9 protein-coding genes are annotated in these 13,515 nt (G+C 72.3%); 5 read left to right on the top strand and 4 right to left on the bottom strand.

Annotated features, from left to right (window positions below; all coding sequences use genetic code 11):
• Positions 1 to 40: 40 nt before the first annotated feature.
• Together CEK69_RS17835 and CEK69_RS17830 are read right to left on the bottom strand one after the other, a co-directional pair.
• Complete coding sequence (locus CEK69_RS17835) at positions 41 to 658, bottom strand: trimeric intracellular cation channel family protein (RefSeq protein ID WP_026143642.1); 618 nt, start codon at positions 656 to 658, stop codon at positions 41 to 43.
• A 57-nt stretch (positions 659 to 715) separates the two neighbouring features.
• Complete coding sequence (locus tag CEK69_RS17830; protein ID WP_152247092.1) at positions 716 to 2,020, bottom strand: NAD(P)/FAD-dependent oxidoreductase; 1,305 nt, start codon at positions 2,018 to 2,020, stop codon at positions 716 to 718.
• Between the two features lie 194 nt (positions 2,021 to 2,214).
• On the opposite strand from CEK69_RS17830, the gene CEK69_RS17825 reads away from it, so the two are divergent.
• On the top strand, positions 2,215 to 3,948 hold the full coding sequence (locus CEK69_RS17825) for a VanW family protein (RefSeq protein ID WP_226975220.1): 1,734 nt from the start codon (positions 2,215 to 2,217) through the stop codon (positions 3,946 to 3,948).
• Between the two features lie 253 nt (positions 3,949 to 4,201).
• Here CEK69_RS17825 and CEK69_RS17820 read toward each other — a convergent pair whose 3' ends face one another.
• Entirely contained in the window at positions 4,202 to 6,391 is a 2,190-nt protein-coding gene (locus CEK69_RS17820; RefSeq protein WP_152247090.1) for a primosomal protein N', read from the bottom strand.
• Between the two features lie 697 nt (positions 6,392 to 7,088).
• On the opposite strand from CEK69_RS17820, the gene CEK69_RS21350 reads away from it, so the two are divergent.
• From CEK69_RS21350 to sppA, 3 genes are all read left to right on the top strand, one after another.
• Positions 7,089 to 8,546 carry a hypothetical protein gene (locus CEK69_RS21350; RefSeq protein WP_226975219.1) on the top strand — a complete coding sequence of 486 codons (1,458 nt, stop codon included), beginning with the start codon at positions 7,089 to 7,091 and terminating at the stop codon, positions 8,544 to 8,546.
• 160 nt (positions 8,547 to 8,706) lie between these two features.
• Entirely contained in the window at positions 8,707 to 10,077 is a 1,371-nt protein-coding gene (locus tag CEK69_RS17805; protein ID WP_017911990.1) for an MATE family efflux transporter, read from the top strand.
• A gap of 76 nt (positions 10,078 to 10,153) precedes the next feature.
• Positions 10,154 to 12,052 (top strand): signal peptide peptidase SppA, encoded by a 1,899-nt coding sequence (sppA, locus tag CEK69_RS17800; RefSeq protein ID WP_017911991.1) that lies wholly within the window; start codon positions 10,154 to 10,156, stop codon positions 12,050 to 12,052.
• Positions 12,053 to 12,134: 82 nt separating this feature from the next.
• On the opposite strand, the gene CEK69_RS17795 is transcribed toward sppA, so the two are convergent.
• Positions 12,135 to 12,341, bottom strand: coding sequence for a hypothetical protein (locus tag CEK69_RS17795; RefSeq protein ID WP_017914852.1), 207 nt, complete (start codon positions 12,339 to 12,341; stop codon positions 12,135 to 12,137).
• A gap of 87 nt (positions 12,342 to 12,428) precedes the next feature.
• On the opposite strand from CEK69_RS17795, the gene CEK69_RS17790 reads away from it, so the two are divergent.
• Entirely contained in the window at positions 12,429 to 13,202 is a 774-nt protein-coding gene (locus CEK69_RS17790) for an SDR family oxidoreductase (RefSeq protein WP_152247088.1), read from the top strand.
• Positions 13,203 to 13,515: the final 313 nt, after the last annotated feature.

Genomic DNA, 13,515 nt, shown 5'->3' with positions numbered 1-13,515 from the left:
GCGATTGCCGGCTGCGGAAGTCCGTCCGCACGCCGCTGGATCACGACTCCGGCGGACGCGCCACCGGCAGGTGCCAGCCGTAGCGGATCGCCATGAAGCGCAGGCCGAAGCACAGCACCGCACCCACCCCCAGGCCCCAGGGCTGCGGCAGGTGCAGCACCTGCGCCGCGGCCACCACGCCGCCGCCGAGCAGCGCCGCCACCGCGTACAGCTCGGCCTGCAGCACCACCGGCGTGCGCGCCACCAGCAGGTCGCGGACGATGCCGCCGCCGATGCCGCTGAGCATGCCCAGCAGCGGCGCGCTGAGCGGGCCCAGGCCGAACGCCAACGCCTTGCTGGTGCCGTAGACCGCGAACAGCGCCAGGCCCATCGCGTCGAAGATCTGCACCGGATTGCGCAGGCGCTCGACCGTGTGGTGGCTGTAGAAAGCCAGCAGCCCGGCCAGGCAGGCGACGCCGAGATAGCGCACGTCGGCCAGCGCCGCCGGCGGGGTGGCGCCGATCAGCACGTCGCGGGCGATGCCGCCGGAGACCGCGGCCGCGCACGACAGCACCAGCACCCCGAACAGGTCCAGGCGATGGCGCACGCCGACGGTGGCGCCGCTGATCGCGAACACGAAGGTGCCCAGCAGGTCGAGCAGGAACAGGAAGGTGGCCAAAACGGCACTGCGCTGCAGCAAAAAGGCCGGCTAGGATCGCAGCCCGGCCTTGCAGTGTCACCTGTCCACGGGCGGTGCGGGCTGCGCCCGCGTGTCCTCCGCCGCGGGCGGGTCGCCGAGGATGATGCGCGCGGCGCGCTGGTAGCTCCAGTACGCCCAGGCCCAGTTGAGCAGCACCACCACGCGGTTGCGGAAGCCGATCAGGAAGAACACGTGCGCGGCCAGCCAGAACCACCAGGCCAGCACCCCGGAGAGCTGCAGCCGGCCCAGGTGCACGATCGCGGCCATGCGCCCGATGGTGGCCAGGTTGCCGTAGTCGGCATAGCGGAACGGCACGCTGGCGGTGTCGCCGCGCAGCCGCCGGCGCAGGGTATCTGCGACGTGCCGGCCCATCTGCTTGGCGGCCGGTGCCACCCCGGGAACCGGGCGGCCGTCGGCCTGCTGCAGCGCGGCCAGGTCGCCGGCCACGAACAGCTCCGGATGGCCGGGCACGCTCAGGTCCGGCTGCACCTGCACGCGGCCGCTGCGGTCCAGCGGCGCCTGCAGGGTCTTCGCCAGCGGCGAGGCGGCCACGCCGGCGGCCCAGACCACGGTCCGCGCCGGCACGAAGGCGTCGCCAAGGCGATAACCATGGGCGTCGATGTCGGCGACCGGCACCCCGGTCAGTACTTCCACGCCGAGCTTTTCCAACTGCTGCTGCGCCTTGGCCGAAAGGTGTTCGGGGAACGAGGACAGCACGCGCGGCCCGGCCTCGATCAGCCGCACGCGCGCCTCGGCCGGGTCGATGCGGCGGAACTCGTGCTTCAGCGTGTGCCGCGCGATCTCCGCCAGGGTGCCCGCCAGCTCGACCCCGGTGGGGCCGCCGCCGACGATGGCGAAGCTGAGCCAGGCCGCGCGCGCCGCGGGGTCGGTTTCCGCTTCGGCACGTTCGAACGCCAGCAGCAGGTGCCGGCGCAGTTGCAGCGCGTCGTCCAGGGTCTTCAGGCCAGGTGCGTGCGCGGCCCAGTCGTCGTGGCCGAAATAGGCGTGGGTGGCGCCGGTGGCGACCAGCAGGTAGTCGTAGTCCAGCGCCTGGCCATCGGCCAGGCGCACTTGTCGCGCCTGCTTGTCGATGTCGACGACTTCGCCCAGGCGTACTTCGACGTTGTCCTGGTGGCGCAGGATCTGCCGCAGCGGCGCGGCGATGTCCGGCGCCGACAAGCCGGCGGTGGCGACCTGGTACAGCAGCGGCTGGAACAGGTGATGGTTGCGGCGGTCGATCAGGGTGATGCGCAGCGGCGTCCTGGCCAGGGCGCGGGTGGCCCACAAGCCGGCGAAGCCACCGCCGACCACGATCAGGTGCGGCACGGGTGTGTCGTTCATGCAGGACTCCAGGAGCGGGAGAAAGAGGAGAGCGTCCGGTATCGGCGCGGCGGTCGCCTCGCAGTCGCGCGCGCACCGATCCGCCGGAACGCGCGCTGCCGAAAAGGCGCTGCGCGCTCGTCGAGGGCCGGACCTGCATGTCCGTATAGTAGCGCGATGCCAAGCGCGGTCAGCGACAGGGAGGACGCACGCTCATGCCAGCGACAGTGAAGGCGCGCGCGTCGGCGCCACCACCGGCGCCGCTGCCCTCGCGCTGGCGCAGCCTGCTGTTCTGGGCCAAGACGCGGGCGCTGCAACTGCGCCGCGCGCTGCACGATCTGCGCGGCGGACCGCGTCGGCATCGGCGCGACGCCGGCCTGGCGATCGCCGACGGCACCTGTGCCGAATCCGTCACCGCGCTGTGGCCCGACAGCGAGGAGACCGCACCGCAGCTGGTGGCCGGCAAGATCCACAACCTGCGCCTGGCCGCGCGTGCGCTGCACGGCGTGGAGGTGCCGGCCGGGGCGACCTTCGGTTTCTGGCGCCAGCTCGGCCGCGCCACCCGCCGCCGCGGCTTCGTCGCCGGCCGCGAACTGCGCGAGGGCTGCCTGGTGCCGTCGATCGGCGGTGGCCTGTGCCAGGTGTCCAATGCGATCTACGACGCGGCGCTGCGGCAAGGCCTGGAGATCGTCGAGCGGCACCGCCACACCCAGGTGATTGCCGGCTCCCTGGCCGAGCGCGACCGCGACGCGGTGGTGTTCTGGAACTACGTGGACCTGCGCCTGCGTGCCGCCGCGCCGTGGCGGCTGGAGGTGTGGCTGGACGGCGAAGCGCTGCACGTGCGCATCCGTGGCGGTGCCGTGGCGCCGGCGGCGTTGCCGTTGCCGCCGCTGCAGCGACCCACCGCGCCGGCCGGTGTCGACGCCGCCAACGACTGCACCCGCTGCGGCCGCAGTGCCTGCCATCGCCATGTGCCAGCGGTGCCCGATGGGCTGCACCGCACCTGGCTGGTCGATGAGGACTGGCCGGAATTCGCCGAAGACCGCCGACGCCGGCAGCAACCCGGCGACCGCGTGCTGGCGCTGCCGCGGACCAGCGTCGCGGCCTTGCGCGCGGCGCTGCTGCGGCGCTGGTGGTTGTGGCGCGGCATGCCGTTGCCGCAGGCGCGCCAGCGCGCGCAGCGCATCCGCCTGCAGGCGCTGCGGCGGCGCCTGGGCGCGCGCGATGTCGACCTGGTGGTGCCGCAGAGCCTGTTGCCGGAGCTGTGGCTGGCCGGCGAGTTGCAGGGCCGGCGCTGGGACGTGTGCATGACCGCCTTGCCGATGCATCTGCTGCAGGCGCGCCTGGACGTGGCCGCGCAGCGGCATCCGCACAGTTCCACCCTGCGCGATTTCCGCGCCGATCCGGCGCTGGTCGCCGCCGAGCGTGCGGCACTGGCGCAGGCGCGGCGCTGGATCACGCCGCACCGCGAACTGCTGGCGCTGGCCGGCAGCCGCGGCCTCGCGCTGGCATGGCAACGGCCGGCGCTCCCGACGGTCGCGGCGGAACATGCGGCCATCACGGCGGACGCCGCGCCGCGGGTACTGCTGGCGGCCTCGGCGCTGGCGCGCAAGGGCGCCTACGAACTGCGTGAGGCGGTGCGTGATTTGCCGCTGGTGTTGCTGCTGCCGCCCGGTGCGCAGGAGACGCCGGACTTCTGGAGCGGCATCGCGGTGCAGCGGGTCGCGTCGATGGCCGAAGGCGTGCACGCTGCTTGCCTGGTGCTGCTGCCGGCATGGATCGAGCAACAGCCGCGCGGCCTGTTGCTGGCCATGGCGCTGGGCAAACCGGTGATCGCCACCGCCGCCTGCGGCCTGTCCGCGGACGCTGGCGCGTGGCGCTGCGTGGAGGCCGGCGACAGCGCTGCGCTGCGCGCGCAGGTGATCGACGCCTTGGGTCTGGCGGGCTGAGCAACGCACGAGGTGTCACGGCCGCTGGCGCGTTGCCCGCCTGCCTCGCTACGCGTCAAGCGGATGCGCTGTTCCTCTAGAGCGGCTCCGGGGGGAATACGGGTGGTGTCGCGATACGCGCCATTGCCTCATGCCTCGTGACAGCGGCTTCAACCGCGACGAAGCACTCCCGGTAACGCCTCATCGCGGCTGAAGCCGCTTCTACGGCATTGGACAGCGCGTCGGTTCTGCCGAGCTGCCACCACTCGCCGTGTCAGTACAGATCCTGCGGATCCACATCCAGCGACCAGCGCACCCGCCGTGCCTGCGGCAGCGCGTGGATCGCGGGCACCGCCGCGTCCAGCAACGCGTGCAGCGCGCGCCGCGTGTTGGCCGACAGCAGCAACTGGGTGCGCTGGAAACCCGCGCGGCGCGGCATCGGCGCCGGCATCGGGCCGAAGCGCTGCACCTCGTCCTGCACCGGCAGCAGCGCGCGCACCGCGGCGAGGAAGGCGTTGGCGTGCTCGACCTGCTTGGCCTCGGCGCGCAGCAGCGCCAGGTGCGCGAACGGCGGGAAGCCGGCGGCCTCGCGTTGCTCCAGTTCCGCGGCGGCGAAGGCGTGGTAGCCGCCGTGCACCAGGGTCTGCAGCAGCGGATGCGCGGGGTGGTGGGTCTGCAGCCAGACCTCGCCCGGGCGCGCGGCGCGGCCGGCGCGCCCGGCGACCTGGATCAGCTGCTGCGCAAGCTTCTCGCTGGCGCGGAAATCGGCCGAGAACAGGCCTTCGTCGATGCCCACCACCACCACCCGGCTCAATTGCGGCAGGTCGTGGCCCTTGGCCAGGATCTGGGTGCCGACCAGGATGCCGGGCGCAGTGCCGAGCGTGGCCAACTGCGTCTCCAGCGCATCGCGGCGCTGGGTGGTGCTGCGGTCAATGCGCAGCACCGGCACGTCCGGGAACGCCTGCACCAGGCGCTCCTCCAGGCGTTCGGTGCCGATGCCCTGCGGCTGCAGGGCCAGGCTGCCGCAGTCCGGGCAGGCCAGCGGCGCCGGCTGGCGCGCGCCGCAGTGGTGGCATTGCAGGCGCCGGCCGCCGGCGTGCACGGTCATCGGTGTGGCGTGCAGCGGGGTGCTGCAGCGCTGGCACGGCGCGGTCCAGCCGCAGTCGTGGCACAGCAGCACCGGCGCATAGCCGCGGCGGTTCTTGAACACCAGCACCTGGCCGCCGTCGGCCAGTGCCGTGCCGATCCCGGCCAGCACCTCGGGCGACAGCCCGTCCTGCAGCGGGCGCTTGCGCACGTCGAGCACGCGCACCGTCGGCGGTCTGGCGTCGCCGGCGCGGCGGGTCAGGCGCAGGTGTGCGTAGCGGCCGCCGGTGGCGTTGTGCAGGCTCTCCAGCGACGGCGTGGCGCTGCCCAGCAGCACCGGCACGTCCAGCGCCTTGCCGCGCACCAAAGCGAAATCGCGGGCGTGGTAGCGGATGCCGTCCTGCTGCTTGTAGCTGCCGTCGTGTTCCTCGTCGACCACGATCAATCCTGCCCGCGGCAGCGGCACGAATATCGCCGAGCGGGTGCCGACCACCACCCGCGCCTCGCCGCGCCAGGCGGCGGCCCAGACCCGGGCGCGTTCGTTGTCGTTGAGCCCGGAATGCAGCGCGTTCACCGGCACCCCCAGGCGGGCACGGAAGCGGGCCAGGGTCTGCGGGGTCAGGCCGATCTCCGGCACCAGCACCAGCGCCTGGCGCCCGCGCGCCAGACAGGCGGCGATCGCCTGCAGGTAGACCTCGGTCTTGCCGCTGCCGGTCACACCGTCGAGCAGGAACGGGGCAAACCCGGCGGCGGCGACCACCGCGTCGATGGCGGCCTGCTGTTCGGCATTGGGGATCGGACCGGGTTGTGGCTGCGGCGCCGCAGCGCTGGCCGGCACCGCGATGCGCTCGGCGTGGCCGCGCTTGGCCAGCGCGCGCGCGGCGCTGCGCCAGTCGTCCATCGCCTGGTCCAGCCGGTCCTCGTCCATGGCGCCGTCCGCCAGCAGCGCGGCGAAGCGGTGCGGGCGGGTGCCGGCGCGGGCGCGGTGGCTGGCGCCGGCCTCGGTCAGGCGCCAGGCCCAGGCATGGGTGTCGGGCAGCGGTTCGCCGCGGCGCAACGGCACCGGCAGGGCGGTCGCCAGCACCTCGCCCAGCGGCGCGTGGCTGTAGCGCGCCAGCCAGCGCAGCGACTCGGCCAGTTCGCCATGGAGCAGGGGCACCGGGTCCAGCCAGGCCAACGCCGCGCGCAGGCCGTCGGCGTCCTCGACCTGGCCGATCGCCGCCACCACCCCGCTCAGTTCGCGATTGCCAAACGGCACCTGCACCCGGCGACCGACGTCGCCGTCGGCGACCGCCCCGCCGGGCGGCGGCAGGTAGTCGAACAGCTGCGGCAAGGGGACGGGCAGGGCGACGCGGAGCGTGGCGGCGGGGGAGGGCATCCACCTAGTCTAGGGCGTGTCACCAATCCCCGAGCATGCCGCGTTGGGTCTGGCAGGCGCGCAGCCGGCGTTGCGGGCGCAGCGCCTGACTGGCCGTCAGGTCAAGCTGCGCGGCGCCGGCTGCGCGCCTGCCAGACCCAACCCGAAGGGCCGCGGTTGCGCACGCCCGTGGCCGCGTCATCGCTCGGGCGTGGACGGACGTCCACTTCCTCGCTCTTCCTTGCCACAGGCACGCGCAATCACGGCGCGGCATGCTCGGGGATTGGTGACACGCCCTAGCGGCCACCGCAAAGTGGGTTCCGGGGGTCGGGAGTTGCGCACGATTGCTGCCCGCAAAGTGATAAACCGGTCGTAAATGGCCGCCGTGCTTGGGGAATCGAATTTATCCACACCTGCTGTGGATAAAGCTGTGCATGACGGGCATGCTCCACGCCGTGAAGACGGACTCACAAGCCTCTGCCACGAGTTGGACAAAAAAGCGCCAATCGCATTTAATCTTTTAAGAACAACAACTTGGCCGTGAAACACAGATGCAACATGGTTTCGCGGGGGCTTGACAAGACCTGTCGCAGGCCAATTTCCGGCGCTGTGCACAACCGGCCGTCGCGACGGCCGCGGGTGAGCCGATCGGGACGCCGCTGTCAAGCGCGCGGTGTGGCGGCTGCCTCGTTATCATCGCGCCGATGATGGAGTTCCGATGACCGCCACGTCCCCTTCCGACGGCGTGGCCGCACCGCCCGCCCTGGCCGCGTTCCTGCGCGGCATCGAACGCCGCGCCGCGGTCCTGGCCGACCTGCAGAGCGGCCGGCCCGAACGCGGCATGCCGGCCCTGGCGGCGGCGATGCGGGCCTTCCGCAGCCACGCCGCGGCGCTGCCGATGGCCGACTGGCCGCTGCGGTTCTGGAAGCTGCTCGCTGCGGTGCCCACCCTGCGCCAGGCCGATGCCGCCGACGGTGCCTGGCCGGCGCCGCTGGCGCATCTGCGCAGCCTGCAGCCGGCCGACCGCCTGGCGCTGTTGTTGCGCATCGTCGCCGGGCTGGACGAGCCGCTGGCCGCGCAGGTGTTGCAGCTGACCACCGAGGACTACCAGCAGGCGCTGGCGCGGGCCTGTCCGCGCGACGCCGGCGGGCGTCCGGATGCGGCCGGCTGGCGCGCGCTGGCCGACGCGGCGCAACAGTGTCTGCGCGATCTGCCGCCGGCGCGGCTGCAGGCCCTGGCGCAACTGCGCGATGCGGCGATCGCCGGCAGCACGGCCTCGCCTGCGCCGGCCAAGGCGCAGGCCCCTGCCGCCGCCGCGGCCGCGGCGCGTCCACGCCGCCGCGGCGCGCGCTCGGCCCTGCGCACGCGCCTGGCCGGGGCGGTGATCGCGGTGGTGGTCCTGGCCCTGGTCGGGACGGTGTTCTGGGACCGCCTGCCCTGGCATCGGTCCCGCGCCGCGACCGCGGCCGGTGCCAGCGACGCGAGCCTGGCGCTGGGTGATACCGGCCCGGTGCAGGTGGAAGTGCTGCCGCCGGAATCGGACACCGCCAGCGCGCCGCCGCTGCCGGCCGACCCGCCGGCGCCGCTGCCGGAGCCGGCGATCTACGACCTGGATTTCTATGCGTGGTACGCGGCCGGCGCGCCGCCGCCGCGGATCGAGCGCAGCGCCCCCAGCGCCGCCGACCTGGCCGAGGCCGCCGAAGCCCCGCCGGCGGCCACCGTTGCCCCGGCCGTCGCGCCCGCGGCGACCACGCCACCGGCGCTGACCCCGGCGCAACTGCGCGCGCGCCAGGCCGCCTGGGATGCGCTGCCGGCGGCGGCGCAGGCGCGGCTGCGTCAGGTCGCCACGGCCTTCGCCGGCCTGCCGATCGAGCAGCAGCACAGCCTGCATGCGCAGTTCGCCGAGATGGACGCCCTGGAGCGCCACGGCTGGTTGCTCGGCCCGGAACTGGGTGCCGAGTTCTGGGCGCTGCAGCCGCTGCTGGGCTACGTGCCGGAGGCGCAGCGGCAGGCACTGCTGGGCCTGTTGCGCGGCCTGCCGGCGGACCAGCGCGAGCATCTGGCGCTGCTGTCGCAACGCACCCCGCCGCAGGACCGTGCCGCCTTGCGCCGCGACCTGCTGGCGCAGGGCGCCGACAGCCGTGGTGCCTGGCTGAAGCAGCGCGCCGCGCGCTGAACTGCGCGCGGCGCCTGGCGTTGCGTGCACCCGGTCCCGGGCCCCGGGTCCCGGCTTCTCCTGCAGTGATCCGCCGCAGCGGGTAGAATGCCCGGCCTCCGCCACCCGGTGCCGGCGCTGTCTGCGCGGCCGCAGTCGGCGGGATCGCCAGAGTCTTGCAATGTTTTCGTCTTCCACCCCGGCCTCGGTCCGGGGCCGCGAACTGCGCACCACCGCGCAGCTCGCCCTGCCGCTGGTCCTGGGGCACGTCTCCACCGGCCTGATCAGCTTCGTCGACAACGTGATCGCTGGCCACCACGGCACCCGCACGCTGGCCTCGGTGACGGTCGGCACTGCGTTGCTGTGGCTGCCGATGATGATCCCGATCGGCACCCTGATTGCCCTGACCGCCTCGGTGTCGCAGCTCGACGGCGCCAAGCGCCATGCGCAGATCGGCCCGCTGTTCCGCCAGGCACTGTGGCTGTCGCTGGGCCTGGGCCTGCTGATGTTCGCGTTCCTGAGCGTGATGCCGATGGCGCTGCCGCAACTGGGCATCGCCCCGGAGATCGTGCCCGGCGCGCGCGATTTCCTGCTTGCGATCCGTTGGGGCGTGCCGGCGCTGGTGCTGTACTTCTGCATGCGTTACCTCAGCGAAGGCATGCACTGGACCCTGCCGACCATGCTGCTCGGCTTCGGCGGCCTGCTGCTGCTGGCGCCGCTCGGCTATGCGCTGACCTTCGGCCTGTGGGGTCTGCGCGAGCACGGCGCCGGTGGCCTGGGCATGGCCTCGGCGATCATGATGTGGGCGCAGGCGCTGTGCTTCGCCATCTACCTGGCGCGGTCCAGGCGCTTTGCGCCGTTGCGCCTGTTCGCGCGGTTCGAGGCGCCGGACCTGCGCGCGATCGTCGGGCTGCTCAAGACCGGGCTGCCGATCGGCGTGACCATCCTGATGGAAGGCGGCCTGTTCATCGTCACCGCGCTGCTGATCGCGCGGCTGGGCGAGGTGCCGGCGGCCGCACACCAGATCGCGATCAACGTGGCGCAGCTGTGTTTCATGGTGCCGATGGGCGTGGCCGAGGCGACCACGGTGCGGGTCGGCCGCGCCGCCGGCGCCGGCGATGCGGTAGGCGTGCGTGGTGCGGCCTGGGCCGGCTATGCGATCGTGCTCGGCACCCAGGCGCTGTCGGCGCTGGTGCTGCTGGTCGGCCACGATGCCATCGTCGGCGTCTACACCAGCGATTTGGCGGTGGCGGCGCTTGCCTCCACGCTGCTGCTGTACGCGGCCACCTTCCAGTTCCCCGACGGCGTGCAGGTGCTGTCGGCCGGCGCGCTGCGCGGCCTCAAGGACACCCGGGTGCCGATGCTGCTGGCCCTGTGTTCCTACTGGGGGCTGGGCATGCCGCTGGGCGCCGGCCTCGGCCTGTGGCTGGGCTGGGGACCGCAGGGCATGTGGATCGGCCTGATCCTGGGGCTGACCGCGGCGGCGGTGATGATGGGCGCGCGCTTCCGCTGGAGCAGCGCGCGGCTGCTGGCCGCGCCGGCGGCCCCCTGACTTCAGACGCATGTGCGGCGCCTGACGCAGCCGGTATGCTGCGCAGGCGCAAGACGCCTTCCTTTCGGAGCTTTCCATGAACCAACCCGTGCGTCGCAGCCCCGTCGCCAACTTCTTCGTCGGCCTGTGGGATGTGATGAACTTCACCCGCCGGTTGATCTTCAACCTGGTGTTCTTCGGTTTCCTGTTGCTGATCCTGCTGGCGATGGTGTTCGCCATGGCGCGCGGCGACGGCGGCAAGGCGCTGCGCGACCGCACCACGCTGCTGATCGCGCCGGAAGGCAAGCTGGTCGAGCAGTTCAGCGCCGACCCGGTCAGCCGCGCGCTGGCCAAGGCGATGAACGACAAGGGCGCGCAGGAGATCCAGTTGCGCGACCTGGTGCGCGCCATCGAGGCGGCCAAGACCGACCCGAAGATCGAGCGCGTGGCGCTGCGCCTGGACAAGCTGCAGCCCAGCGGCTTCGCCTCGATGCGCGAGGTGGAGAAGGCGCTGCAGGACCTGCGCAGCTCCGGCAAGCAGATCGTCGCCTACAGCGACAATCTGAATCAGTGGCAGTACCTGCTGGCCGCGCAGGCCAACGAGGTCTACCTGGACCCGATGGGCTCGATGACCCTGGAAGGCCTGGGCCGCTACCGCCAGTACTTCCGCGAGGGCCTGCAGGACAAGCTCGGCGTGGACGTGCACCTGTTCAAGGTCGGCGAATACAAGTCCGCCGCCGAGCCGTACGTGCTCGACGCGGCCTCGGCGGCGTCCAAGGAAGCCGACCTGTTCTGGATGAACGATGTGTGGCAGCGCTATGTGGCCGACATCGCCAAGGCGCGCAAGCTGGCGCCTGAGCAGATCAACGCCGGCATCGACACCATGCCCGAGGGCGTGGCCGCCGCCGGCGGCGATCTGGCCAAGTTCGCCCTGCAGCAGAAGCTGGTGGACGGCCTGAAGACCCGCGAGGACGTCGAGCAGTTGCTGGCCAAGCGTGGCGTGGCCGACGACGATGCCGACACCGGCTACCGCAACGTCGACCTGGACGGCTACCTGCAGCAGCTGGACCTGCGCCGTTCGCCGGTGGACTCGCGTCCGCAGGTGGCGGTGGTGGTCGCCGCGGGCGAGATCAGCGGCGGCGAACAGCCGGCCGGCCGCATCGGTGGCGAGTCGACCGCGGCGCTGCTGCGCCAGGCGCGCGACGACGACGCGGTCAAGGCGGTGGTGCTGCGCGTGGATTCGCCCGGCGGCGAAGTGTTCGCCTCCGAGCAGATCCGCCGCGAGGTGGTGGCGCTGAAGGCTGCCGGCAAGCCGGTGGTGGTGTCGATGGGCGACCTGGCCGCGTCCGGCGGCTACTGGATCAGCATGAACGCCGATCGCATCTACGCCGACCCGTCGACGATCACCGGCTCGATCGGCATCTTCGGCATGATCCCCAACATCACCCGCACCCTGGACAAGATCGGCGTGCATACCGACGGCGTGGGCACCACCCGTTTCGCCGGCGCCTTCGACATGACCCGGCCGATGGATCCGGCGGTGGGCCAACTGATCCAGTCGGTGATCAACAAGGGCTATGCCGACTTCACCGGCAAGGTCGCGCAGGCGCGCGGCAAGTCGGTCGAGGCCATCGACCAGGTCGCGCGCGGCCGCGTCTGGAGCGGTGCGCAGGCCAAGGAGCGCGGGCTGGTGGACGCGTTCGGCGGCTTCAAGGACGCGGTGGCCGATGCCGCCGCGCGCGCCAAGCTGGGCGGCCCGGACAAGTACCGGGTGCGCTACGTCGAGAAGCCGGCCACGCCGTTCGCGCAGTTCGTCAGCGGGTTCGCCGGCAGCCGCCTGGGCGTGTGGATGCTGAGCGACTCGGCGCTGGGCCACGCCCTGCTGGCGCGCAGCCTGCCGGAACTGGACACCCAGCTGCGCTTCGTCAAGGACGCGGCCGACACCCGTCCGGGCGCACCGGTGAAGGCGCTGGCCTACTGCTTCTGCGGTCTGTAAGCCGGCCCTGCGCCGGCAGCGGCGCGCTCTTGCGAGCGCGTCGCCTGCTTCCTGCAACGCCGGCCCCCGTGGCCGGCGTTGTTCATTGTGCGGTGGCGGCGTCGAGCGCGGCGTTCTGCGCGGCCGCGGCGTGGTCGAGCGTGGCCTGGGTCTGCCTGGCGCGGTCCAGCGGCTGGGCGATGGCGCTGCGCAATGCGCTGGCCTTCGGCGGTGGCGGCGCATCGGGCGGTTGCGGCGGCTCCGGCTTGCATGCGGCCAGCAGGGCGAGCAGCGGCAATGCCAACGTCATCCTGCGCAGTGGTGCGGACATGGCGGCGACCTCCTCGAGGGTGGAGGTATCATCCTACGCCTCCCATGTGAGCAGACAGGCACGCGCATGCAGCACCGTTGGCGGCTGGACGGACAGACCGCGCTGATCACCGGCGCCAGCGCCGGCATCGGCCTGGCGATCGCGCGCGAACTGCTCGGGTTCGGCGCCGACCTGCTGTTGGTGGCGCGCGACCTCGATGCGCTGGAAGCGGCGCGCGACGAGTTGCGCGAGGCCTTTCCCGAGCGCGAGATCCTGGCGCTGGCCGCCGACGTCGCCGACGACGAGGACCGCCGCGAGATCCTGGACTGGGTCGAGGACCATGCCGACGGCCTGCACCTGCTGATCAACAACGCCGGGGGCAACCTCAGCAAGGCCGCGGTGGACTACACCGAGGACGAATGGCGCGGCATCTTCGAGACCAACCTGTTCTCCGCGTTCGAACTGTCGCGCTACGCGCATCCGCTGCTGGCGCAGCATGCGGCCTCGGCGATCGTCAACGTCGGCAGCGTGTCGGGACTGACCCACGTGCGCAGCGGCGCGCCCTACGGCATGACCAAGGCGGCCTTGCACCAGCTCACCCGCAACCTCGCCGCCGAATGGGCCGAGGACGGCATCCGGGTCAATGCGGTGGCGCCCTGGTACATCCGTACCCGCCGCACCTCCGGGCCGCTGTCGGATCCGGACTACTACGAGCAGGTGATCGAGCGCACGCCGATGCGCCGTATCGGCGAACCGGAGGAAGTGGCGGCGGCGGTCGGCTTCCTGTGCCTGCCGGCGGCCAGCTACATCACCGGCGAATGCATTGCGGTGGACGGGGGGTTCTTGCGTTACGGGTTCTAGTGGCTGTGCGGCGGCCGCGTGCGCCGGGCGCCGGCCGAAAGGCGCAGTGCAGCCAGGCCCCGGGCGTATGTCGTCGGGACTGAAGTCCCTCCCACAAGGTGGGTGCGCGCTTACTGCGGTGGATCGGTTGCGGGGTAATCCGTAGGAGCAGCTTCAGCCGCGACCAGGCTTTCCCGGTAACGCTCGGTCGCGGCTGAAGCCGCTCCTTGTATCTGGACATGTCGCCCCTAAACAGGCGTCATGTCTTCCGACTGATCATCGGAGGAGGTGTGGGAGGTCCAGTCGCTCCTAAAGCTTCGAGCTTGCATCGTAA

Origin of the sequence: Xanthomonas sp. LMG 12462 (genome assembly GCF_009192885.1) — a bacterium.
Classification (GTDB): Bacteria; Pseudomonadota; Gammaproteobacteria; order Xanthomonadales; family Xanthomonadaceae; genus Xanthomonas_A; species Xanthomonas_A sontii.
This window is presented reverse-complemented; position numbering and strand designations above follow the sequence as displayed.

Bases quoted from the DNA above. Each gene is read 5' to 3' on its own strand.
- CEK69_RS17830 (WP_152247092.1), bottom strand. From the start codon at position 2,020: ATGAACGACACACCCGTGCCGCACCTGATCGTGGTCGGCGGTGGCTTC.
- CEK69_RS17825 (WP_226975220.1), top strand. From the start codon at position 2,215: ATGCCAGCGACAGTGAAGGCGCGCGCGTCGGCGCCACCACCGGCGCCG.
- CEK69_RS17820 (WP_152247090.1), bottom strand. From the start codon at position 6,391: ATGCCCTCCCCCGCCGCCACGCTCCGCGTCGCCCTGCCCGTCCCCTTG.
- CEK69_RS21350 (WP_226975219.1), top strand. From the start codon at position 7,089: ATGACCGCCACGTCCCCTTCCGACGGCGTGGCCGCACCGCCCGCCCTG.
- CEK69_RS17805 (WP_017911990.1), top strand. From the start codon at position 8,707: ATGTTTTCGTCTTCCACCCCGGCCTCGGTCCGGGGCCGCGAACTGCGC.
- sppA (WP_017911991.1), top strand. From the start codon at position 10,154: ATGAACCAACCCGTGCGTCGCAGCCCCGTCGCCAACTTCTTCGTCGGC.
- CEK69_RS17795 (WP_017914852.1), bottom strand. From the start codon at position 12,341: ATGACGTTGGCATTGCCGCTGCTCGCCCTGCTGGCCGCATGCAAGCCG.
- CEK69_RS17790 (WP_152247088.1), top strand. From the start codon at position 12,429: ATGCAGCACCGTTGGCGGCTGGACGGACAGACCGCGCTGATCACCGGC.